The sequence below is a fragment of the Pseudoalteromonas sp. 3J6 genome (assembly GCF_903995135.1).
GTDB lineage: Bacteria > Pseudomonadota > Gammaproteobacteria > Enterobacterales > Alteromonadaceae > Pseudoalteromonas.
Genome location: NZ_LR877185.1, coordinates 3,352,916 through 3,377,513 on the forward strand (window position 1 = coordinate 3,352,916; position 24,598 = coordinate 3,377,513).

The 24,598-nt window shown below is 40.7% G+C and carries 22 protein-coding genes; 5 read left to right on the forward strand and 17 right to left on the reverse strand.

Annotated features, from left to right (window positions below; all coding sequences use genetic code 11):
• From P3J6_RS15290 to rpsB, 14 genes are all read right to left on the reverse strand, one after another.
• On the reverse strand, window positions 1–393 hold the full coding sequence (locus P3J6_RS15290; protein ID WP_198523476.1) for a septal ring lytic transglycosylase RlpA family protein: 393 nt from the start codon (window positions 391–393) through the stop codon (window positions 1–3).
• Between the two features lie 136 nt (window positions 394–529).
• A complete protein-coding gene (lpxA, locus tag P3J6_RS15295) occupies window positions 530–1,300 on the reverse strand; it encodes an acyl-ACP--UDP-N-acetylglucosamine O-acyltransferase (RefSeq protein WP_008110972.1) in 771 nt (256 codons plus the stop codon).
• 2 nt (window positions 1,301–1,302) lie between these two features.
• Window positions 1,303–1,755, reverse strand: a complete 453-nt coding sequence (fabZ, locus tag P3J6_RS15300; RefSeq protein WP_008110974.1) for a 3-hydroxyacyl-ACP dehydratase FabZ — start codon at window positions 1,753–1,755, stop codon at window positions 1,303–1,305.
• 27 nt (window positions 1,756–1,782) lie between these two features.
• A complete protein-coding gene (lpxD, locus tag P3J6_RS15305; protein ID WP_075169617.1) occupies window positions 1,783–2,805 on the reverse strand; it encodes a UDP-3-O-(3-hydroxymyristoyl)glucosamine N-acyltransferase in 1,023 nt (340 codons plus the stop codon).
• 7 nt (window positions 2,806–2,812) lie between these two features.
• Window positions 2,813–3,331 carry an OmpH family outer membrane protein gene (locus P3J6_RS15310; RefSeq protein WP_010388129.1) on the reverse strand — a complete coding sequence of 173 codons (519 nt, stop codon included), beginning with the start codon at window positions 3,329–3,331 and terminating at the stop codon, window positions 2,813–2,815.
• A gap of 11 nt (window positions 3,332–3,342) precedes the next feature.
• Window positions 3,343–5,814 carry an outer membrane protein assembly factor BamA gene (gene bamA / locus P3J6_RS15315; protein WP_198523477.1) on the reverse strand — a complete coding sequence of 824 codons (2,472 nt, stop codon included), beginning with the start codon at window positions 5,812–5,814 and terminating at the stop codon, window positions 3,343–3,345.
• Between the two features lie 106 nt (window positions 5,815–5,920).
• Window positions 5,921–7,273 (reverse strand): sigma E protease regulator RseP, encoded by a 1,353-nt coding sequence (gene rseP / locus P3J6_RS15320; RefSeq protein WP_198523478.1) that lies wholly within the window; start codon window positions 7,271–7,273, stop codon window positions 5,921–5,923.
• A gap of 1 nt (window position 7,274) precedes the next feature.
• Complete coding sequence (ispC, locus tag P3J6_RS15325) at window positions 7,275–8,477, reverse strand: 1-deoxy-D-xylulose-5-phosphate reductoisomerase (RefSeq protein WP_198523479.1); 1,203 nt, start codon at window positions 8,475–8,477, stop codon at window positions 7,275–7,277.
• Window positions 8,474–9,340, reverse strand: coding sequence for a phosphatidate cytidylyltransferase (locus P3J6_RS15330; protein WP_198523480.1), 867 nt, complete (start codon window positions 9,338–9,340; stop codon window positions 8,474–8,476). Before P3J6_RS15330 ends, ispC begins: the two co-directional genes overlap by 4 nt.
• A 21-nt stretch (window positions 9,341–9,361) precedes the next feature.
• Entirely contained in the window at window positions 9,362–10,141 is a 780-nt protein-coding gene (locus P3J6_RS15335) for an isoprenyl transferase (protein ID WP_010388117.1), read from the reverse strand.
• A gap of 256 nt (window positions 10,142–10,397) precedes the next feature.
• Entirely contained in the window at window positions 10,398–10,919 is a 522-nt protein-coding gene (gene frr / locus P3J6_RS15340) for a ribosome recycling factor (protein WP_218651693.1), read from the reverse strand.
• A 50-nt stretch (window positions 10,920–10,969) separates the two neighbouring features.
• Window positions 10,970–11,719 carry a UMP kinase gene (gene pyrH / locus P3J6_RS15345; RefSeq protein ID WP_016899281.1) on the reverse strand — a complete coding sequence of 250 codons (750 nt, stop codon included), beginning with the start codon at window positions 11,717–11,719 and terminating at the stop codon, window positions 10,970–10,972.
• Between the two features lie 158 nt (window positions 11,720–11,877).
• Window positions 11,878–12,729, reverse strand: coding sequence for a translation elongation factor Ts (tsf, locus tag P3J6_RS15350; protein WP_010388114.1), 852 nt, complete (start codon window positions 12,727–12,729; stop codon window positions 11,878–11,880).
• A 104-nt stretch (window positions 12,730–12,833) separates the two neighbouring features.
• On the reverse strand, window positions 12,834–13,562 hold the full coding sequence (gene rpsB, locus P3J6_RS15355; RefSeq protein ID WP_013465430.1) for a 30S ribosomal protein S2: 729 nt from the start codon (window positions 13,560–13,562) through the stop codon (window positions 12,834–12,836).
• Between the two features lie 272 nt (window positions 13,563–13,834).
• Here rpsB and map point away from each other — a divergent pair, with 272 nt between their 5' ends.
• From map to P3J6_RS15380, 5 genes are all read left to right on the forward strand, one after another.
• Window positions 13,835–14,620, forward strand: a complete 786-nt coding sequence (gene map / locus P3J6_RS15360; protein ID WP_054202413.1) for a type I methionyl aminopeptidase — start codon at window positions 13,835–13,837, stop codon at window positions 14,618–14,620.
• Window positions 14,621–14,779: 159 nt separating this feature from the next.
• Window positions 14,780–17,398, forward strand: a complete 2,619-nt coding sequence (gene glnD / locus P3J6_RS15365; RefSeq protein ID WP_138605043.1) for a [protein-PII] uridylyltransferase — start codon at window positions 14,780–14,782, stop codon at window positions 17,396–17,398.
• Window positions 17,399–17,407: 9 nt separating this feature from the next.
• Entirely contained in the window at window positions 17,408–18,235 is an 828-nt protein-coding gene (dapD, locus tag P3J6_RS15370; protein WP_198523481.1) for a 2,3,4,5-tetrahydropyridine-2,6-dicarboxylate N-succinyltransferase, read from the forward strand.
• A gap of 276 nt (window positions 18,236–18,511) precedes the next feature.
• Window positions 18,512–19,534 (forward strand): tetratricopeptide repeat protein, encoded by a 1,023-nt coding sequence (locus P3J6_RS15375; protein ID WP_198523482.1) that lies wholly within the window; start codon window positions 18,512–18,514, stop codon window positions 19,532–19,534.
• A 237-nt stretch (window positions 19,535–19,771) separates the two neighbouring features.
• Window positions 19,772–21,802: a BCCT family transporter gene (locus tag P3J6_RS15380; RefSeq protein WP_198523483.1), complete on the forward strand. Its 2,031-nt coding sequence runs from the start codon at window positions 19,772–19,774 to the stop codon at window positions 21,800–21,802.
• An 85-nt stretch (window positions 21,803–21,887) separates the two neighbouring features.
• On the opposite strand, the gene P3J6_RS15385 is transcribed toward P3J6_RS15380, so the two are convergent.
• The 3 genes from P3J6_RS15385 to megL form a co-directional block, all read right to left on the reverse strand.
• A complete protein-coding gene (locus tag P3J6_RS15385) occupies window positions 21,888–22,232 on the reverse strand; it encodes a 4a-hydroxytetrahydrobiopterin dehydratase (RefSeq protein WP_008111000.1) in 345 nt (114 codons plus the stop codon).
• A gap of 36 nt (window positions 22,233–22,268) precedes the next feature.
• Window positions 22,269–23,066 carry a phenylalanine 4-monooxygenase gene (gene phhA, locus P3J6_RS15390; RefSeq protein WP_008111003.1) on the reverse strand — a complete coding sequence of 266 codons (798 nt, stop codon included), beginning with the start codon at window positions 23,064–23,066 and terminating at the stop codon, window positions 22,269–22,271.
• Between the two features lie 238 nt (window positions 23,067–23,304).
• Window positions 23,305–24,486: a methionine gamma-lyase gene (gene megL, locus P3J6_RS15395; RefSeq protein ID WP_198523484.1), complete on the reverse strand. Its 1,182-nt coding sequence runs from the start codon at window positions 24,484–24,486 to the stop codon at window positions 23,305–23,307.
• Window positions 24,487–24,598: the final 112 nt, after the last annotated feature.

Below are 24,598 nucleotides of genomic sequence, written 5' to 3' on the forward strand. Positions count from 1 at the left end.
TTACTTATTCTCAATAACGGTGACCGATACATCAATAACGCCGACTTTAGGGTCGGCTATTTTTTTAAACATCGCCTTAGATAAATCTATAATTCGCCCCCGAATATAAGGACCCCTGTCGTTAATTCTCACCACCACTGACTTATTATTAGCAATATTAGTAACGTTTACTCGTGTACCAAACGGGAGCTTTAAGTGAGCAGCTGTTGCCGCTTGTTGACTAAATCGCTCGCCACTGGCAGTAAGTCGGCCGTGGTACTTATCAGCATAAAATGATGCTTTACCTTGCTCTGCAACATCACGTTGTTGATTATTTATATTACCTGGCGCAGTACTACAGGCGGCCAAAATCACCGACAGTACTGAAAGCAATACTAACTTTATTAGTTTCATTCTTTATACTTTATTGAAAAATGTAGAGGGAGTGTAATAGGACGATACTGAGTAGAGACTGAATTATTAATCAGCTAATAAAAAACCACCTTGATTGCTCAAAGGTGGTTTTTTATATCTATTAAAATGCTCTGTATTAACGCACGATACCGCGTTCTGAGCTTTTAACGAAATCAATCATCAATTGCACTGCTGGAAACTTTGCAGCATCTTCAGCAAGTAATTCAATCGCTTCATCAACACCTAAGCTCTTGCGGTAAAACGCTTTATAAGCGCGGCGTACTGCCATGATTTCATCACTTTCAAAACCACGGCGTTTCATGCCTTCAGTATTGATTGCTGCAGGGCCTGCTGGCATACCAATGGTGGTAACGAATGGAGGTACGTCTTTGTTTACCCCCGAATACATACCAACAAATGCATGCGCACCAATTTTACAAAATTGATGAACACCTGAGTTACCCGCTAAAATAACCCAATCACCAACATGAACGTGACCCGCTACACTGGCATTATTTGCAAAAATAACGTTATCGCCAATTACCGCATCGTGTGCAACGTGGGTGTAAGCCATAAATAAGTTATTGCTGCCTATTTTGGTAACACCTTCATCTTGAATTGTACCGCGGTGGATAGTCGCACATTCACGAATCACATTATTGTCGCCAATAATTAAACTGGTTGGTTCGTTGTTATATTTTTTGTCTTGGCAGGCTTCGCCCACAGAGGCAAACTGAAAAATATGGTTACCAGAGCCAATAGTAGCAGGCCCTTTAACAACAACGTGAGACTCAATAATGCAGTCATCACCAATAACAACATCATTACCGATGTAACTATATGGTCCAACTGACACATTGTTACCAAGTTTTGCACCCGGTTCGATTATTGCCGTAGCATGGATCACAATTAAAACTCTCTTCTAGCACACATGATTTCGGCGCTACACACTGTTTTGCCGTCAACTTTAGCTTCAGCCGCAAATTTCCATATGTTACGACGCTCTTTTAAAAACTTAACATGAAGATGCATGGTATCACCTGGCACAACTGGCTGCTTAAAACGCGCGTTGTCTACAGCTGCAAATAGGTAAAGTTCATTTTCGCTACGATTTTCAACCGTTTTAAACCCTAATAGACCCGTTGCTTGCGCCATTGACTCTAATATTAGCACACCAGGAAAAATCGGCTGATTTGGGAAGTGGCCAGTAAAAATAGGTTCATTAATCGATACATTTTTAATTGCATGCAATGATTCACCTGGGGTGAAATCGATTACACGATCAATTAGTAGCATCGGGTAACGGTGCGGTAATAAACTTAAAATTTCTTGAATATCAAGGCTATTTAATTCGTTTGCCAAAATAGCATCCTTTTTAGTGTTCAACGATCATGACTTGTTCAATGCTTCAAGCGCTTTTAGACGTGATTTCATGTCTGAAAGGTTGCGCAAATGAGCAATTGATTTTCGCCATTCTTTGTTAGTCGTATGAGGCATACCAGATGAGTAAATACCTGGTTCGGTGATTGATTTGGTCACCATACTCATGCCGGTAATTATAACACCATCACACACAGACATGTGACCGTTAATTGCGCTCATGCCGCCAATCTGGCAATTTTTACCTATGGTGACACTGCCTGCAAGTACAGTACAACCGGCAATAGCGGTGCCTGAGTTAACTTCAACGTTGTGTGCTATTTGACACTGGTTATCAATAATAACGTTACTGTGGATAATAGTATCATCAAGCGCACCACGATCTATCGTGGTACTTGCGCCAATTTCTACTTTATCGCCAATGATCACAGAGCCTAATTGTGGAATTTTAAGCCACTGACCACGTTCATTTGCATAGCCAAAGCCATCACTACCAATGACAGTGTTAGCTTGCAATAAACAATCTGCGCCAATCTCAACATCATGATAAATGCTCACACTTGGCCAAAGTTTGGTGCCTGAGCCTATTTTAGCACGTTCACCAATAAAACTGTTCGGACCAATTTGTGCGTTATCACCAATTACAGCATCAGCTTCAATTACAACATTAGCACCAATGGCTGCACTTTTGCTCACTTGTGCACTGGCATGTATTACCGCACTCGGGTGTATACCACTATTTGCACTACGAGGTGTAGTATCCATAAACTGAGCGAGTTTGGCATAACAAACATAAGGATTGGCAACGATGATTTTATTGCCTGAAAAGTAAGGCGCATCGTCAGGGCTGAGTATCACCGCACTGGCCTTTGTTGTCTCAAGCTGAGATCGATATTTCTTGTTCGCTAAAAATGCAATATGCCCAGTATGGGCATTTGCAAGTGTCGCTATTTTTTTAATTTCTAAAGCGCCATCACCTTGAAGCTCGGCGCCTAGAAGTTCCGCAATTTGCGAAAGCGTATAATTTTGCATAGATTAATTATTTCTTACTTACAGCTGTTACTACTTTTTCAGAAAGATCAGTTACTTCTTTAGGATTAAAGTAAATAGTTGTGTCTTTTACTTTAACTTCGTCGAAGTCACCTTTTTTAGCAATCTCTTGGATAGTTTCAATGATTAAAGTCTGAACTTTAGCCAACTCCTGATTTTGACGTGCTTTAATTTCTTGCTCTAACGGACGGCCCTTTTCAGCAAGGTTTTTTTGCATACCCTGAATTTTATCACGTAATGCGTCTTTTTGATCTTGACTCATTGTGGTGCTTTCACGCTTAAACTTTTCAGCTTCAAAGCGAATATCGCCCTGTAACTTTTCAAGCTCTTGACGACGCTCAGCAAATTCAGTTTGTAAAGACTGTTCGATTTTAGCCATTTGTGGAAGCTGCTTGTAGATTTCTTGCATATCTACAATACCCACTTTATGAGCAAAAGCATTAACTGATGTACCCATCATAAGTGTAGCTAAAACGGCAACTGCTGTTGATTTGAATAATTTTTTCACAAAAAACTCCTTTAGAAAGTGTTACTAATATTAAAACTGATGGTCTTGGTATCGTCATCTTCTTCTTTTTGCAACGGATACGCAAAGCTGATCAGCATAGGACCCATAGGTGAGATCCATTGTAATGATAAACCGGTTGCAACCCTAAAGCGCATTGGGTCTGAGTAGTCATCTAATTTTGCACGCTCATCAATACCTAAGTTTTGATAACGATCAACGTTAAACTCGGTATCCCAAACGTTGGCAGCATCAACAAAGAAACTGGTACGTACCGAACTGGTATTTTCTTCATCTAAGAACGGTGTAGGAACAATAAGCTCCATACCTGCAACGGCTTTCGCGTTACCACCTATACGGCCTTGAGTTCTCAATACATCAAACTCTGATGCTCCACCAATATTACCTGTGGTTGTACCATCACCTGATGGCGTGCCTGGTATAGATTGCGGTACTCGTGATACTGCACGCGGTAAGATAGTATTTCTATCAAAGCCACGTAATTCCATTTCTGTAATACGGAAATACTCTTGGAATGGGAGCGTCTGCTCATACCCATTAGTAGAGCCATAACCATTACCGTAACCTAATGCCGCACGCGTTGAGAACACCCAACGATGGTCGTTTGAAATCGGCCAGTAAAAACGTGAATCGTAATTTAATTTAAAGTATTTTAAATCTGAATTCGGCGTTGTAGCTGTTAAGTTCAATGTTTGTCTTGAGCCAGCTGTTGGGAACAAACCACGGTTTACCGTTACACGCGACCAACCTACACTTAACTCATACTTGGTAAACTCAAAGCCCGCATCAGGATTCTCTGGATCGAGGAAGGTTTCACGTAATACACGTGTTTGCTCATATTCAGCGATATCTGATAGTTCTTCTTCTATCCAACGAGCCCCAAAGTTAATACGATTTATAGCATCAATTGGAAAACCAATGTTAGTCCCAAGGCCATAACTTTTTGACTTATAGTCAATTAAGCTAAACTGGCTAGCATCGTAGTTACTGTAAAAAATGCTGCTGCCTTGCGATACGCCATCTGGCGTAAAGTAAGGGTCTGTGTACGACACACTGACACGCTCAGAGCCACGTGAGGTATTAATGTTAAAGCCAATTTGGTTACCTGTGCCTAAAAAGTTAGATTCAGTTACACCAATATTAAATTGCAGGCCTAAGTACGAACCATAAGCAAGGCCGGCATTAAAGCTACCCGCAGATTGCTCTTTAACAGTAAAATCAACATCTACTTGGTCATCCACACCTGGAACAGGCACCACATTAAAGTCAACAGTTTCCATATAAGGTAAACGTTGAATTTGTAATTTAGAACGCTCAAGATTTTGGTTAGATAGCCATGCACCTTCAAGCTGTGTCATTTCACGACGTAGTACTTCATCTGCTGTATTTTGGTTACCACCTACAATAATTCGACGAACATAAACACGTTTTCCAGGGTCAACCGACAAAGTTAGTTGTACTTCTTGGTTTTCGTCATCAATTTCTGGAATGGTGCGTACTTCAGCGTTAGCATATCCAAAACGAGCTAAGTAACTTTTTATAAACTCTTCTGAAGAAGTCACCACCGAGCCGTTATACAACTCTCCGGTACGAAGTGGGATAACACTTTTTATTAGTTCTTCTCGGCCGAGTAAATCACCGATAAAATCAAAGCCTTTCACTTTGTATTTTACACCTTCGGTGATATTTGCCGTTACATAAACCGATTCACGTTCAGGACTAACTGATACTTGAGTTGAATCAATATTAAAACGCAAATAACCACGGTCTAAATAAAAGCTACGAATTTTTTCTAAATCGCCTTCGATGGTTTGTTTTTGATAGCGATCGCTACCCATAAACTGCCACCAAGGTAAATCTTGTTGCGACTCTGCAAGCTGAAGTAGCTCTTCGTTTGAAAAAAGTTCATTACCAACTAAGTTGATTTGACGAATAGAGGCTGCATCGCCCTCATCAAACTCGAGTCTCAATTTAACTCGGTTACGTGGCAGTTTAGTGATACTTATGTCCACTTTTGCATTGTATTTACCAATGCTGTGGAAAAACTCAACTAAGCCTTTTTCAATATTATCGATAACCGTTTTATCCAGCGGCTCGCCTTGACGAATATCTTGTTGATCAAGCGACTGGTTTAACTGCTCATCTTTTATGTCTTTATTGCCATCAAATTCAATAAAGCTAATTGTTGGGCGTTCAGTTACTTTAAAAATAACGTTATTGCCATCACGCAACGCTTTTATATTGTCAAAGTGACCTGAGCGATAAAGTGACTTAATTGTTTTTGAAATTGTATATTCATCAACATTGTCGCCCACGTTGATAGGAATATGCGTTAATGCAGCACCAAGTGCGACACGTTGCAATCCTTCAACTTTTAAATCTTCAACAATAAAGGAGTTTTGGCCTAGGGCTGCAAAACTTGCACCCAATAAACTTGAAACTACCAAATGTTTTTTTATAGCCATTTTATTATCTTTATCCTTTACAACTGTATTACCGCTTAGCATCGAAAACTAAATAGTTACGAGCTTTACAATCGTGTTCTAATTTGTCGTTACCACGCTTAAACAACTACAAGCGCGATACATCATTGAACAAAGCGAAACATGTTAGAAAAATGAGTAGCAAGGCTCCCACTTTAAAACCAAACTCTTGTGTCTTTTCAGAGACCGGTTTTTTACGAAAAAGTTCAATTATGTAATACATTAAGTGCCCACCATCAAGCACTGGCAGAGGAAGTAAATTAAATACCCCCAAATTAACGCTGATCAAAGCTAAAAAGCTTAAAAATGCGACTAATCCGTAACTAACACTTGTGCCGGCACCGACTGCTATGCCGACAGGCCCACTTAAATTTTTTACTGATACTTGACCAGTAATTAAGTTACCTATCATGTCAAAACTCAGCGTAATTAAACGCCATGTTTCTTTTGTGCCCAGCACAATACTATCTAGTGGCCCATAATGTCTAGTCTCAACAAAATCATCAGGCCACTGCTCTACAACCGGAGCAACACCTAAAAAGCCTTGTTCAACACCATTACTGACAACTCGGCTGTTTGGGGTCACTATTATTGTTTTTATACTATCTTGTCTTTTTACACTAAATTGTAAGGATTTGTTAGCCGATTGAGTAATAAGATTAACTAATTGCTGCCAACTGCTCATTGTTTCGCCGTTTACAGCCAGAATAATGTCGTTAACCTTTAAATTTGCCTGTTCAGCAGCAGAGTCTTTAGTAATCGCCGCAATAGTGAGTGTTGCTTGAGGGCGAAACGGCACAATCCCCAACGAGCTCAATGGCGGTACATCTTGCTGATCAAGCTTCCAACCATCGAGGTTGAGAATTTGCGTTGTTTGTTGATAATTTTCATTACGTAAAGTAACGGCAACACTTTTATCACCCAAGTGCGACATCAAAGAAAAAGTCGCATCTTGCCAATTAGTAATATCGTCATCACCAATTTTAATTATTTGCTGAGTAGACGTAATGCCTGCTTGTTCTGCTCTACTGCCTTCAACAACATTACCTACAACCGGTTTTATGGTTTGCACACCCACCATATACATGGCCGCTAAAGCAAAAATAGCAAATAAAAAGTTCGCCATAGGCCCAGCAGCCACAATAGCTATTCGCGCTTGAACAGATTTAGCATTAAACGATAAATGACGTTGATTTGCGGGTACTTCATCAACACGCTCGTCTAACATTTTTACGTAACCACCGAGTGGGATTGCCGCGATCACGTATTCAGTATTGTATTTATCGTGCCATTTTAATAAAGGTTTACCAAAACCAATTGAAAAGCGCAGTACCTTAACGCCCGCCTTACGAGCCACCCAAAAATGACCGTATTCGTGAACGGTCACTAAAATTCCGAGTGCGAGTATAAATGAGCCTAAATTCCAAAAAAAATCGAACATTTTAATGCACCACTTTGGTTATAAACTGCGCTGCGCTCAAACGTGCTAAACGATCACACTCTAAAATTTCATCAAGCGTTTGCACATTCGTGAACTTTGCAGCCTCTAACGTTTTCGCATTCACTTTATAAATATCGGTAAAACTAATTTGTCCCTGCAAAAATGCATTTACAGCCATTTCATTAGCCGCATTCACCGTAGTAGTTGCACCCTGTCCCGCATCACACGCAGCAATTGCTAATTTTAAATTAGGATAACGAGAAAAGTCAGGTTTGGTGAACGAAAAATCACAAATATCAGAAAAATTTAACGGTTTAACACCCGCATCAATTCGCTGTGGAAAGGCAAGCGCATGTGCTATAGGGGTGCGCATATCGGGGTTTCCCATTTGCGCTAAAATAGAACCATCTTGGTATTGCACCATAGAGTGGATAATACTTTGTGGGTGAATCACCACATCAATATCGCTGGCATCACAGTTAAATAACCATTTAGCCTCAATAAACTCTAAGCCCTTGTTCATCATCGTGGCTGAGTCTACTGATATTTTTTGTCCCATAGACCAATTAGGGTGAGCAACCGCTTCACTGACACTAACGCCATCAAGCGTATTAATATCACGGTTTAAAAATGGGCCACCAGAGCCAGTTAATAAAATTTTGCTAACGCCATGCTGCTCAAGCCGTGCTTGTCCTTGGGTGTTTTGTAACGTACTAGGTAAACACTGAAAAATAGCATTATGTTCGCTGTCGATGGGTAATAAAGTTGCTTGATGTTGTTTCACTTTATCAATAAACAACTGACCCGACATCACCAATGACTCTTTGTTTGCCAGAAGTACTTTTTTTCCTGCTTCAACTGCGCTCAAGGTAGGCAGTAACCCAGCTGCACCAACAATAGCTGACATCACAGTATCAACATCAACATGCGCACAAAGCTCACTCATGGCTTTCTCGCCATGCATTACTTGTGTTTTACACATACCTTTTAAAAGTTCACTAAGCTGCTTAGCGGCTTGCTCTGAAGCCATAACAGCATACCGAGGTTGATGAGCAAGACACAACTCAGCCATTTTCTTTGCATTTTGCCCTGCGGTCAATGCGAACACCTTGAACTGCTGTTGATTTCTTGCAACAACATCTAACGTGCTAAGACCTATAGACCCCGTTGCACCCAAAATAACCAGTTGTTGCACTACACTCATAAACTCAGTGTCCAGGCAAAGCAAATAACAAACATCGGCGCTGCTGCAGTTAAGCTATCAATACGGTCTAAAATACCGCCGTGCCCAGGTAGGCAACTGCCGCTATCTTTAAGACCCGCTTCACGTTTAAACATACTCTCGAGTAAATCACCTACCGCAGAGAACAAAGCAATAAATGCTGTCATTACTGCATAAATTGGCCACACAGAAGTATCAACGTTAGTGTAATAACAAAAAGCCAATACAAATAACACCGCAGCAACCACGCCACCGGCGAGGCCTTCTATGGTTTTATTTGGACTAACTTTAGGCATTAACTTATGTTTACCGAAACTTTTACCGGTAAAGTAAGCGCCAATATCGGCACTCCATACAATACCTAGAACCACTAAAATCAGCATAGAACCATAGTGTGTTGATTCTGTATATTGCGCACTTCGAAGGGTGTTAAGCGCAAGCCACAGTGGTATCAATGTCAGTAAACCTGCAATACCGCGCATCACGAGCCCTTCATTCCAGCCTTTAGCCATAGCGGGGTAACGCCACACTAAATAACTTGCAACTAACCACCATGAAAACGATAAGGTAAATAAGTAATTGGCATCACCTACAAGCTTGCCTTTCTGCCATAGAGTTTCTATCGGCCAATGTAAATTAAGTAAACCGAGTAATACTGCAACTAACAATACAAACGCGCCGCGTTTTAGTTTATCGCATAGCCCCATAAAAGCAGACCATTCCCATGCGCCCATTAACACAATAGCACCCGCAAAATAACTAAATAACGTTAGTGGGGTGTAAAAAACCAAAGCCAGTGCTAATGGCGCTAGCACTAGTGAGGTTAAAATACGTTGTTTTAACAAAATGATGACCCTTAATCTATTTTAGGTTTGAGCGAGTAATTGTTTTATTTGTTCGCCCGTGCAACCAAAACGTCGCTCTCTGGCAACGTAACATGCGATGGCCTCTGCAAAAGCAGCTTCGTTAAAGTCAGGCCAAAGTGTATTGGTAAAATAAAGTTCAGCGTAGGCTGCCTGCCAAAGTAAAAAATTACTAATTCTGACATCGCCACCAGTACGGATCAATAAATCTGGCTGTGCCTGATCTGCCATACTCATATGCTGTGCAATATGTTCTTCTGTAATGTCTGCGGGATCAAGTTCCCCATTTGCTACTTGTAAAGCAACCTGCTTAGCAGCATGAGTCATATCCCAGCGACCACCGTAATTTGCCGCTACATTTAAGTGCAGACCGGTGTTATTCGCTGTTAGTTCTTGCGCAGTATGTACTTTGGCACGCAAGCTTTCAGAGAATCGAGATAAATCTCCAATGATGGTTAGTTTTACGTTATTTTTATGCAGCTTTTTAACTTCTTTACTTAGTACAAATAAAAAAAGCTCCATTAATGTATTTACTTCGTCTTCAGGGCGGCGCCAGTTTTCACTACTAAAAGCAAATAAGGTCAACGATTGTATCCCTAATTTAGTACAAAACTGCACAGATTGACGAACTGCATCCACGCCCTTTTTATGCCCATATACACGAGGCCTATTTCTGGCTTGTGCCCAACGCCCGTTCCCATCCATGATGATGGCAACATGTTTAGGCAAACATTGCTGTGAAATTGTATCAGCGTCTAGAACCATAAATTTTGTGTATTCCATAAAAAAACGCCGCCTAGTATACCCCAGACGGCGTTTCAAAACTAATAAATTTAACCTGTACCCGTGATAATAAATCTACTTTAAGCAAATAATTATACAGCTAACAACCTTGTATTTACTGATAATCGAGCCACTAGTAAAGAGAAAATACATTCTGTTACTCTTTAAAATCACACAATTAAAGTAAAGTGCGAATACTTGTGAAAAGCGGCTTAATTATTTAGCTAAAGCTGTTTGCCTAGGTCTAGAACAGTTATTAGATTTCCATCAACTCAGCTTCTTTCGCTGTTAATTGTGTATCCATTTCTTTAATAAACTTATCAGTGATTTTTTGAATTGCATCTTCACCTTGACGTGCTTCGTCTTCAGAGATGTCTTTATCTTTTAATAAATTTTTAATATCGCCATTTGCATCACGACGAATATTACGAATAGCAACACGTCCGCCTTCTACTTCGCCACGTACGATTTTAATTAAATCTTTACGACGTTCTTCAGTCAATGGAGGAAGAGGTACACGAATAACCGTGCCTGCAGACATTGGGTTTAAACCAAGGTCAGAAGCCATAATAGCTTTTTCAACCGCCTGAGCTAAAGACTTATCAAATACACCAATAGCCAGTGTGCGTGAATCTTCAATAGTTACATTTGCAACTTGGTTTAACGGTGTTGGAGCGCCGTAGTACGACACCATGATGCCGTCTAAAATCGCAGGATGAGCACGGCCAGTACGAATTTTAGATAATTGACTACCAAGTGCTGCTACACTTTTTTGCATGCGCTCTTGCGCATCTTTTTGAATATCGTTAATCACGGTTTAATCCTAATCTAGTTACTAACTTCATCTGAGGCTTGTGAAGAAATAAGGGTTCCTTCTTCTTCACCCATTATTACGCGTTTTAATGCGCCTGATTTATTCATATTAAATACGCTCAATGGCATATTATGGTCGCGAGCAAGAGTAAATGCCGCTAAATCCATTACTTTTAATTCTTTATCAATAATTTCATTGTAGCTTAAGTGACGGTAAAGTGTCGCATCAGGGTTTTTCACCGGATCATCACTAAATACACCGTCTACTTTGGTCGCTTTAATTACCGTATCAGCTTCAATCTCGATGCCGCGTAAACACGCCGCAGAGTCAGTAGTGAAGAACGGGTTACCTGTACCAGCGGCAAAAATAACAACGCGACCTGTTTTTAACAAGCTAATTGCTTCAGCCCAGTTATACGCATCACATACGCCATTTAATGGGATAGCTGACATTAAGCGACAATTTACAAACGCACGGTGTAGCGCATCACGCATAGCTAGGCCGTTCATTACGGTTGCAAGCATCCCCATGTGATCACCAACAACACGATTCATGCCCGCTTCGGCTAATGAGCCACCGCGTAAAAAGTTACCGCCACCAATAACCAAACCCACTTCTACGTCGAGTTCTACGAGCTCTTTAATTTCTTGTGCCATACGATCTAAAACTTTTGGGTCGATGCCGAAGCCTTCGTCTCCCATTAAAGCTTCACCACTTAATTTGAGAAGAACACGTCTAAAAATAGGTTTGCGATTGATAGTCATAGTTTTGGGGCCAACTTTTATTGAATTATGGATAAAAAATAACCGCGCTTATGTTAAACATAAAAGCGCGGTTATTTTAAAGAATTTCTAAGCGTGACGCAAAAGCAAATAGTACTTTAATTGCATGTATTTTCCTTTTGTATCACAAATAGTATGTCTTACTGACCTTTAGCAGCTGCAATTTGAGCAGCAACTTCAGCAGCAAAATCTTCTTCTTTCTTCTCGATACCTGCACCAACTTCCATACGTACAAAGCCAGTAACTGTTGCGTTTTTCTCTTTAAGAATTTCGCCAACAGATTTTTTCGGTTCCATGATGAAAGCTTGACCAGTAAGAGAAACCTCACCAGTAAACTTCTTCATACGACCAACAACCATTTTCTCAGCGATTTCAGCAGGCTTGCCTTCGTTCATCGCGATGTCGATTTGTACTTGCTTTTCTTTTTCAACAACATCAGCAGGTACGTCATCTGGAGTTAGGTAATCTGGGTTTGAAGCAGCAACGTGCATTGCAACATGCTTAAGTGTTTCTTCATCAGCAACACCCGCAACAACAACACCAATACGCTCGCCATGACGGTACTCAACTAGTTGCTCGCCAGTGATGTACTGAAGACGACGTACATTGATGTTTTCACCAATTTTAGTTACTAGCTCAACACGGTCTTCTTCGAACTTAGCTTGTAAGTCTTCGATAGATGTAGTGTCAGCGATAGCAGCATCTGCAACTTTGTTAGCAAATGCTAGGAAGCTTGCATCTTTAGCAACGAAGTCAGTTTGACAGTTAACTTCTACAAGTACTGCAACACCCGCGTTTTGCTTGATGATGATAGTACCTTCAGCAGCAATGTTACCTGCTTTTTTAGCAGCCTTTGCAGCACCGCTCTTACGCATGTTCTCAATCGCTAACTCGATGTCACCATCAGTCTCAGTTAACGCTTTTTTACAATCCATCATGCCAGCGCCAGTACGCTCGCGTAATTCTTTAACTAGGGCAGTAGTTACAGCCATTAGTAAATCCTCAAATCTGAAATCAGGTTTAGATAAGCGGGTTACCCGCTCCACAAGAATAGCAAGTCTTCACCTTTAAAAGATGAAGACTTGATGACAGCTAATTACTCAGCTTCTACGAAGTCATCTTTTTCAGCTTGAGCAACGATGTTACTCTCACGGCCTTCAGTGATCGCAGCTGCAACAGCACTAGTGTAAAGGTTGATTGCACGGATAGCATCATCGTTACCAGGTACGATGTAATCAACACCGTCTGGGTTAGAGTTAGTATCAACGATTGCAACAACTGGGATACCTAGGTTGTTAGCTTCACGGATAGCAATGTGCTCGTGGTCAGCATCGATTACAAAGATAGCGTCTGGAAGGCCACCCATGTTTTTAATACCACCAAGGCTCTTTTCAAGCTTGTCCATTTCACGAGTAAGCATTAACGCTTCTTTCTTAGTTAACTTCTCGAAAGTACCGTCTTGGCTTTGAGCTTCAAGGTCTTTAAGACGCTTGATTGATTGACGAACTGTTTTCCAGTTAGTCAACATGCCGCCTAACCAACGGTGGTTAACGAAGAATTGATCGCTTTGTAAAGCAGCTTCTTTTACTGCTTCGCTTGCTGCGCGCTTAGTACCAACGAAAAGAACTTTACCTTTGTTTGCAGCAGCACCAGATAAAAACTTAAGTGCAGTGTTGAACATTGGTACAGTTTGCTCAAGGTTGATGATATGTACACGGTTACGTGCGCCGAAGATGAAAGGCTTCATCTTAGGGTTCCAGTAACGTGCTTGGTGACCAAAGTGAACACCAGCTTGAAGCATATCGCGCATTGAAACGTTTGCCATTTTGTAAATCCTCTAAGTTGTTTAGGGTTAGGCCTCCACATATCCCATAGCACCAACACCGCAGTTAAATGAAACTGAAATGCACCCAAGTGTATGTGACGATACGTGTGTGTGTTAAAATAAAATTGTGTTTGCCTTAAATACAAAAAATCATTTAAGAATTTATTTGTAAAAAGACGGCGCGCTTTATACCATATTAAAAATAAATACTCAACGTCTCGTGCAAAAATTGTGCGACGATAATCATCTAAAAACGCAACTTTGGAGCCTCAATGAGCGCTGTGATTAAGACCCCTGAAGAAATCGAGAAAATGCGTGTAGCCGGCCGTTTGGCTGCTGATGTGCTAGAAATGATCGAACCACATGTGGTACCAGGTATCACCACCGATGAGCTAAATACAATTTGTCATGATTATATTGTTAATGTGCAAGATGCTGTTCCTGCTCCTCTTAATTATCATGGTTTTCCAAAATCAATTTGTACCTCAGTAAATCATGTAATTTGTCACGGTATTCCGAATGACAAAGCATTAAAAGATGGTGATAGTGTTAATATTGACATCACTGTTATCAAAGATGGTTACCATGGTGACACATCAAAAATGTTTCATGTAGGCACGCCTAATATCCAAGGTAAACGTCTTGCAGAAGTCACTCAAGAAAGTCTTTACCTTGCCATTAAAATGGTAAAACCAGGTGTTCGCCTTGGTGATATTGGTGCAGCTATTCAAAAATATGCAGAGAGCTTTAACTACTCTATCGTACGTGAATACTGCGGCCATGGTATCGGTAGCGAGTTCCATGAAGAACCACAGGTAATGCATTACGGTAAAGCAGGCACTGGCGAAACATTAAAAGCAGGTATGTGTTTAACTATTGAGCCTATGGTAAATGCGGGCAAACGCCAATGTAAATTACTCAAAGACGACTGGACTGTGGTAACAAAAGACCGTAGTTTATCCGCTCAATGGGAACACACCTTACTAGTAACTGAAAATGGTGTTGAAATTTTAACACTACGATCAGATGATACAATCGATAGAATTATCGAGCACTAATTAAGTGCGCGCTTAATCGCGGTTGTAACAGGTTTTGCCTGTATATCGCTTAAGTGGTTTGCTGTAAGGGGCTAACATAAGTTATTGCCCTTACAGCAAATATATTATAAAAATAAATCTCAAACTTATAATGCAGTCCATATATAGGAGCCAGCCTAAGTGGCATTACCTAACAAAGTAAAAAAGTTGCTCAATGATGCTGAGCAATTAAGCGATTACCGCGATTGCTCCGCCTATTTCTATAAATGGTTGCATAATGAATTCTCAAAACAACCGGTTGGTAAATTAATTAATGCCCGTGCAGAATTTATTGACCGACTGCTGATCAAACTTTTCCAAGTTTATGATTTAGCTCACGAACCAGATCTCGCTTTGATAGCAGTAGGTGGTTATGGTCGTGGCGAGCTACACCCCTACTCTGATATAGATTTTTTATTACTTGTTACGAAACAGCCTAATGATGATATTTGCGAAAAAATCGGTCAGTTTGTCACTATGTTGTGGGATCTTAATCTCGAGATAGGCCACAGTGTTCGTACTATTGAACAAGCCATAGAACAAAAACGTGAAGACGTTACCTTTGCCACCAGCTTATTAGAAAGCCGTCTTATTTTTGGCAATCATATTGAGTTTGAAAAACTCAAAAACCATATTATTGAAACACCGGTTTGGGGCTCAGGTGAATTTTTTGTCGCAAAAGTACAAGAACAAAATTTGCGTCACAGAAAGTGCCACGGCACAGCCTATAATTTAGAACCAAATATAAAAGAAAACCCAGGGGGTCTGCGCGACCTGCAAACTATTATTTGGGTGGCTAAAAAGCACTTTAGAGCCGAAACTCTGCAAGAGCTAATTAATCACGGCTACCTGACTCACGAGGAATATCAAGAGCTGTTAGAGTGTCTTGAGAATTTATGGAATATTCGTTTTGCGTTACATTTAGCTGCAGAACGTTCAGAAAACCGTTTATTGTTTGATCACCAACCCCAAGCTGCAGAAATTTTGGGCTTTGGTAGCGATGGTAAGGCCTCGGTTGAGCGCATGATGAAACGCTTATTCAGAATTATGAGCCGAGTACGTGAGCTCAACCAGATGTTGCTTTCGTACTTTGAGCAAAGTATTTCGCCAGACAGTAGTCAAGCGACCGTTGAAGAACTCGATCTCAACTTTGAGCGCGTTGGCCATCAAATTCGAGTAAAAAGCCCGTCAGTATTCTTCAGGCGCGATCAACTTTTTGTATTGTTTGAGCATATTGCTGACCACCCAGAAATCACCCATATATACCCGAGCACTATTCGCACTATTCGCCAAGTTCGTCGTCGTTTATTGGGCGACCTACAAGACTACGCGGCCTGCCGGGAAGCTTTTCTACGAATCATAAAGCATCCTAATGGTATGGGACGTGCTTTTACGCTGATGCACAAACACGGCATGATTGCCGCTTATTTGCCGCAGTGGCGAAATATTTTTGGCCAAATGCAGTTTGATTTGTTTCATGCCTACACGGTTGATGAACACACCCATAAGCTAATTAATAATATTTATCAGTATTTTGATAAAACTGGGGTTAGCGAATTCCCAATTTGTAGCGAAATTGTCACGCGTATGGATAAACCGGAGCTACTGTATTTAGCCGGTATTTTCCACGACATTGCCAAGGGACGTGGGGGGGATCACTCTGAGCTGGGTGCTGTTGACGCCATTGCTTTTTCTAAATTGCATGGCTTTGCATCATCCGATGGTAAGTTAATTTCTTGGCTTGTTAGCAATCACTTACTTATGTCAGTTACGGCGCAGCGTAAAGATATAAACGACCCAGATGTAATAAAAGATTTCGCATCGCGAGTAAAAACAGAGCGTCAGCTCGATTACCTCTATTGTTTAACGGTCGCCGATATACGCGCTACCAATGACAACTTATGGAATGACTGGAAAAACACGCTACTTCGTGAGCTGTACTTACATACACAACGAGCTTTGCGTCTTGGGCTTGAAAACCCAATGGATCAACGCGACCAAATTCGAGATAAGAAGCATCAAGCTAAGCAACGCCTGATTAATTTGCATTATCACGAGGAACAAATTGACTTAACTTGGAGTCGTTTTAAAGCGAATTACTTTACCGCCTTTAGTGAACAACAAATTTCGTGGCATACAGAGCATTTACTAAAATGCACTGACTTGAGCCTACCTAGTGTTATTGTCTCGAATAAAGCAATGCATGGCGGTACTCAAGTATTTGCATACAGCCCTTACTCAGGTGGACTATTTGCTCGATTAGTCAGTGTTATTGGCTCTAAAAAAGCACAAATTCAACACGCCCAAGTACTGACCACCAAAGATGGCTACGTACTGTTTAACTTTGTTATTTTAGAAGTTAGCGGTGACCCAATTGCCAGTAGCCGTGCACAATCGATTAAACGCGGATTAGAGCAAGCATTGAATGATCCGCGAAAAAAAATACGCTTTAAAAAGAGCCGCTCACAACGCTTTAAAGACTTTAATATTAAACCAAAAATTGTACTGCGCCCGCACCCTCGTAAGGACCGTAGTTTAATAGAAATCCAAGCGGTTGATATACCTGGGCTATTAACTAAAATAGCCGAGGTTTTCCAAGCTTACTTACTCCACATACATGCCGCACGCATTACCACGGTAGGCGAGCGCGCAGAAGATTTCTTTGTGGTATCTAATAACGAATATCAAGCGCTGACTGATGAAGAGCAAGCAAAAATTCATCAGGCATTACGTAAAAAACTCAACGCCGAAATTGAATAAGAGGACACTATGTCAGATTTAAAAACCATGATTGAAAATGCGTGGGATAACCGCGACAACATTAGCCCAGCAACCGTATCAAGCGATATTAAACAAGCAATTATTGATGCACTTGAGCTATTAGATAGTGGCGCAGCGCGTGTTGCAGAAAAAATTTCTGGCGAATGGGTTGTTCATCAATGGCTTAAAAAAGCCGTGCTGCTTTCATTTAGAATTCGTGAAAACCAACCAATGAATGATGGCGTAAATCAATTTTACGACAAAGTACCGCTTAAATTTAGCGACTATACGCCGGAGCAATTTCAGCAAGGTGGCATGCGCGTAGTACCCAACGCCGTTGCCCGTAAAGGCAGCTTTGTAGGGAAAAATGTTGTACTAATGCCATCGTATGTAAACATTGGTGCTTACGTTGATGAAGGCACTATGGTTGATACATGGGCCACTGTAGGTTCATGTGCTCAAATTGGTAAGAATGTACACTTATCAGGCGGTGTGGGCATAGGCGGTGTTTTAGAGCCGCTACAAGCAAATCCTACCATCATTGAAGACAACTGCTTTATTGGCGCACGTTCAGAAATTGTTGAAGGCGTTATTGTTGAAGAAGGTGCGGTTATTTCAATGGGTGTTTACATTAGCCAAAGTACCCGTATTTACGACCGTGAAACCGGTGAAATTCATTATGGTCGCGTACCTGCTGGTGCTGTTGTGGTTCCAGGTGCTCTGCCTTCAAAAGATGGCACTCATAGTTTATACGCTGCGATTATTGTGAAAAAAGTTGATCAACAAACACGCGAAAAAGTAGGCATTAACGCCCTACTTCGCTCAATTGATGATTAAAAAGCAGCTGTAAGTTTTTAGCTGTTAGCGCTAAGCAGGTTAATATTAAACGTAGATTGGGTTGAGTAAAACGAAACCCAACAACACATTAAAGTTAAGTGTATTCGCTAAAATTTAATTACATACAGAAAAAGCTCTAAGCCTGTATAGGTTTGGGGCTTTTTTAGTGCTTTCAAAATACCTCTTCACAAATCTATCCCTTTTAATAGTCTTGCTTTGTTAGATACCAGCATCTATAGTGGAAAAACACATAATTCGATTTTTGAGGATAAATTGTTGCGCCTTTTCGTTTTAGGTTGGTTGGTATTATTAGGTTCAACGCAGGCTATGGCTAATGATTTTACAACGTTTGAAGCTAAACTTAACGAAGCCGAGGATTATCTTGTTGTTAATCCTGCACAATCAATAATCATTCTTGAAAATCTCACAGAACTAAATACAGCTCCTGCTGCGCTATTTATCCGCTGGCACTTGCTTTATGCTCGATCAGCGGTTCCCACCAGTCATTACGATCGGCTTTATAAATCGATTGACGCAATATTTCAGCATCATCAAGCTGACTACTTTAAACAAAAATTGACCACCATAATGAGTGCCTTGGGAATATGGCTTCGCCATGCTGAATATTTAAGCGATGCCCAGCTCTCATTTAAATGTGCTTATAAATATGCGCACAACGATCGCCAACGATTAACACTCACCAACAGTATGGCACTGGTTGCTCGCTCGCAAAACGACTTTGCTAAGGCGCGTGCTTTATACTTAAATAATCTTGATCTCACAACACAATTAACACTTCCTAATGTAACAGCACTTATAAAAAATAATTTGGGCTCTTTAGCACTTGATGAAGGCAATGTTGCTAACGCTGAGCGCTACTTTAGAAGTGCATTAAGCCTTAACCAAAATATTGATAAACGCGCAGGGCAAATTTCGGCTGGGCTTAATTTATTAATGGTTTTTTTAATTCAAGAACATCAGCTTAACTTCGAACGCCTCTACACTCCAACGGCAACTTTGACCCATGCATTTCCCAATGGAGCTAAACAAGCACAGCTAGTTTGGCTTGAATTAGGCTACAAAAATTTAACTGGCGAGTTTATAAGTCAAAAAGATAAACATCAGCTGCAAGCAGCTTACGAGCAATTAGAAAGCGATAAAATGAAGCAATTAATTGCACGTTATTTAGCTAACAAACTTAATGTGACTTTAACCCTACCTGAGCCTATTACGGCTAAAGAGTTTACCAGCCCATGGTTTAACTTAGTAAAGCAATGCAATTGGGAGAAAAGTTTATAGCTTTAAGTTATAAACGTTTATCTGAGCTGAGTTAAACGCCGATGAAATTACACAGAGCTACTCGTCACTGACAGCCGGATTAAAAAGTATGGTTATCAATTTGCTAACACCTATAAATTAACTTTTACCCTCCTTTTTAAAGTATATAAATCAAGCAACTGAATTAGCCAATAAATGGAATATATAATAAGGTAGGCAAGCATACTTGAAAGTTAGCAATTAATATTAAGGATTAATATGACAAAAACTGCTTTACGCTCAACTATTTTGCTACCTGTATTTTTGCCTGCAGTATTTATTATTCTACTCTTGGTCATTGGTACAAGTAGTAACCCTGAACTCGCAGGTCAGGCATTTAGTGTTGCCCTTGCGTGGATAACAGAAACCTTTGGCTGGTTTTATATGTTATCAGTCGCTATCTTCTTGGTATTTATCGTGTGTGTCGCCGCCTCCAGTTGGGGGAATATAAAACTAGGCCCCGATCATGCACAGCCGCAATACAGCTTTGGTGAGTGGTTTGCCATGCTATTTTCTGCCGGTTACGGCGTAGCGCTACTTTATTTTAGTGTAGCCGAGCCAGTACTGCATTACGCATCCCCGCCATCGGGCGCGGCTGAAACCGTAGATGCCGCTAAGCAAGCAATGCAAATTGCCTTTTTTCATTGGGGATTTCATATTTGGGCTATTTATGGAATTGTTGGTTTAGTGCTGGCTTATTTTGCCTTTCGTCATGGTCTGCCGCTGTCTATTCGTTCAGCCTTGTATCCACTAATTGGTGATAAAATATATGGTCCTATCGGCCATACCGTTGATGTATTTGCCATACTAGGCACCTTGTTTGGCATTGCTACCACACTCGGACTTTCGGTAACTCAAATCAACGCGGGGCTACACTATTTATGGCCCGATATTCCTATTAATACTACAGTACAGATTACCGCGATTGCTATTATTACTGCCGCAGCAACCCTCTCTGTAATCGCAGGGATGGATAAAGGGGTAAAACGTTTATCAATCGTGAATATGACCTTAGCGGTTTCATTAATGGCCTTTGTATTTTTTATTGGCCCAACTATTCATATTTTAGAATCGTTTTTACAAAATACCGGCAGTTATCTTAGTGGTATTGTTGAGCGGACCTTTAACTTACAAGCCTATAGTCGCAGTGATTGGATTGGGAACTGGACTTTATTTATATTTGGCTGGACGATTGCGTGGGCGCCGTTTGTTGGGATGTTTATCGCAAAAATTAGTCGCGGTAGAACTATTAGGCAATTTGTTGTTGGTGTAATGTTAGTTCCCACTATTTTTACTTTTTTATGGTTCTCAGTTTTTGGCGATACAGCACTGAATTTAATAATGAATGAAGGCTTTGATACGCTCATTGGTGATGTACAAGCAAATCATGCCGTCGCGTTATTTCAATTATTTGAAGTGTTACCGTTATCATTTTTTATTTCGCTACTCACGGTTATCTTAATTGTTACCTTTTTTGTTACCTCATCTGATTCCGGCTCTTTGGTAATCGATTCACTCGCTTCAGGTGGAAATATTAATACACCGGCATGGCAGCGCGTGTTTTGGGCGGTACTTGAAGGCGCTGTGGCGGCTGTTTTATTAGTGGCTGGTGGCTTAAGTGCACTGCAAACCATGACCATTGCCAGTGCGCTGCCCTTTGCTATCATTATGCTAATTGCCACTGCGGGGCTTTGGCGAGCGCTAAGAATTGAGGGCCATCGCGATACCAGCCTACAAGCACATTCACTCAATAGTCGTAATATTGATCTATCCCATTGGAAACGCCGTTTAGCGGCTATGGTTAATTACCCCAATAAAGAAAAAGTACATACTTTTATTGGTAGCGTAGTCGTTGAGGCAATGAAAGCCGTACAAGCAGAATTTAAATCTCGACAATGGCATGCCGTGGTGGAATTTGATACTGATTTAGGACGCGCTCATTTAACTGTACTACGTCATGAGCATGTGGATTTTGTTTATGATATTCGCCTTACCGAGCACCCTATGCCGAGCTTTGCTTACTCAGAGCTGCGCCCAGATAATGATAATACTGAAATGTATTATAAGGCTGATGTATTTTTACGTCGTGGTGGTCTGTCGTACGATGTTTATGGCTACAATGAAGATGATATTGTGAAGGATATTCTTGATCAGTTTGAGAACTACTTACACTTTTTAGGTAACAGCCCCGGCGAACTACCTTGGGATATGGCTGAGCATGATGACATGTTAAATATCGATAAAGCTTAACTGATACAGCCAGTATTGAGAAAACGGTAATTAAAAATAAAAAAGGCACTGTGAAGTGCCTTTTTATTTACTCAAATCTAATTAATTACAACGCGTTAAATACGTCATCTGTTTTAGCAGCGCAAATGAAGTCATTTTTATGCAGACCTTTAATTGAATGGCTCCACCAAGTCACGGTTACTTTGCCCCATTCGGTTAATAGACCTGGGTGATGCCCTTCGTCTTCAGCCATATCACCTACCTTATTGGTAAACGCAATGGCTTGTTTAAAGTTTTTAAACTTATAAACGCGCTCTAACTGCATAATACCGTCGCGTACTTCTGGCACCCAGTCAGGGATTTTTTTAATTAATTCAGCCAATTCAGCATCAGATACTTTTGGTGCATCTGCATGACAGGCTTCACATTTTTGTGCACTTAATGAAGACATTTTAAATCCTTAGTTTAGCGTTACTTTTTTCAAAAATTAACTAGCTAATTTTTCTTTTGGAGGAAACTTAGGGTCGTGCAAACCAAGTGATTTAGCTTGCTCAACTAAAGTCATTATATCCATTTGAGATATTTCAAACAGATCATGAATCGAATTTATCGTGTAATACAATGGTTGCATAATATCTATACGGTACGGTGTACGTAGCACATCTAACACATTCATTGGATTAATCTCTGGTGTATCTGAATACACGTATTGGGTTTCCCCTGGGCTTGATAAAATACCGCCACCGTAAATACGCAATCCTTTTTCAGTTTGCATCAAACCAAACTCAACGGTAAACCAGTACATGCGCGCTAAATAAACGCGATCTTTTTTCTCTGCCGCGTATCCTAGTTGCCCATACTTGTGGGTAAATTCTGCAAAGTCAGGATTGGTTAGCATGGCACAATGACCAAATATCTCATGAAAAATATCGGGTTCTTGTAAGTAGTCAAATTCTTCACGGCTACGAATAAAGGTCGCTACAGGAAATTGCTTGTTAGCGAGTAACCTAAAAAACTCATCAAAATCGATAAGTGCAGGTACAGGTGCAACCTGCCAACCTGTGGTTGCTAAAAGTACTTCGTTTAGCTCACTCAGCTGTGGGATACGATCATGAGGCAGATTGATTTTTTTCAATCCTTCCATGTACTCATCACAGGCTTTGCCTTCAATGCACGCAAGTTGGCGTGCTACAAGCTCAGACCAAATTTTATTTTCTTCATCGCTCCAATGTATAACCCCATTTTCATCAGGTGTTTTGGAGGTGTAATTACTTGCTTTAGCCATAAATACCTTCTTTGGGATAAAACCCTAAATCGGTGTCAAAATAACAGCCAAATGCTTGGCTATTCGATGTAGCCATACTATGCAAAAGTGAACAAAAGTTTAATAGCTTGACGCAGAACAATACTTTTGCAGATCACACAGATCGTAAATTTAAAATTACAGCAAAGCAAAGATAAAAACACACACCATATTTACTGGCATCTACAGATGGAAATATTCGTAAACAATAAATTACACCTCAGGATATTTTAGTAAATGCTTGGTTGAGATCGTTAATAATATCGTTAACATCTTCAAGTCCAACTGATAATCGAATTAAACCATCACTAATTCCAGCAGCTAGTCTTTCTTCGGGAGTGTATGGCGAATGCGTCATCGATGCTGGGTGTTGAATGAGCGTTTCAGCATCGCCTAAGCTAACCGCTAATGTGCACAGTTGCATACTATCAATAAACTGCTCACCGTCGGCTAAGCTCCCTTTAATTTCAAAGGCAATAACACCGCCAGCCGCTTTCATTTGCTTACCAATGTACTTGTAACCCGGGTGAGACTTAAGCCCAGGGTAATACACTTTATTTACTTGCGGATGAGCTTCTAAATACTCAGCAATCGTTTGCGCACTTTGGCAATGGCGTTCAATGCGAATAGCTAAAGTTTTTAAGCCGCGATTTATTAACCACGCATCGTGTGGACTAATAGTGGCACCAATATCTTTAAGCACGGTCATTTTAATCTGTGTAATATGCTCAAGTGAACCACACACAATACCCGCAACAACATCGCCGTGACCATTTAAATACTTGGTCGCGCTATGCATTATAATATCGATACCGTACTTTTTTGGTGACTGCAGCAGCGGGGTTAAAAACGTATTGTCGACCACACTCAGTAAATTATGCTGTTTAGCCACATTGCCAATAAGTGCTAAATCAATCACTGCCATGGTTGGGTTGATTGGTGTTTCTACAAATATCATTTTTGAATTAGGCTTAATGGCTGCGCGCAGTTCACTTTCATTGGTCATATCAACAAAGGTGACTTCAATTCCCCATCGCGGCAACATATGCGCAAAAAAAGCAAAAGTGCAGCCATACAGAGCGCTTGATGCAATTAAGTGATCGCCTTGCGATAGGAAGCTTAGTACCGAAGCCGATACAGCCCCCATACCTGTTGCCGTGGCGGCGGCGGCCTCACAGCCTTCTAATTGCGCCACTTTTTGCTCAAGTTCAGTCGTGGTTGGGTTACCTAAACGCGTGTAAATATAACCGGGCTCTTCACCTGCAAAGCGGGCAGCACCTTGGGCGGCACTTTCAAAATGAAACGTAGACGTTTGATACAAAGGTGAGGTTAATGCGCCATGCGGATCATTTGCTTTTTGTGGACCATGGATACATTGGGTATTTTGATGATGCTTGCTCATTGTGTGTTCTCGTTTTTATTATGTGTGTCAATAGCATAAATAAAACGCACCGCACTTAAAATCACAAGCATGCCGGATGCTCAGATGGCTATTTGTGCAAACTTTACCCAAA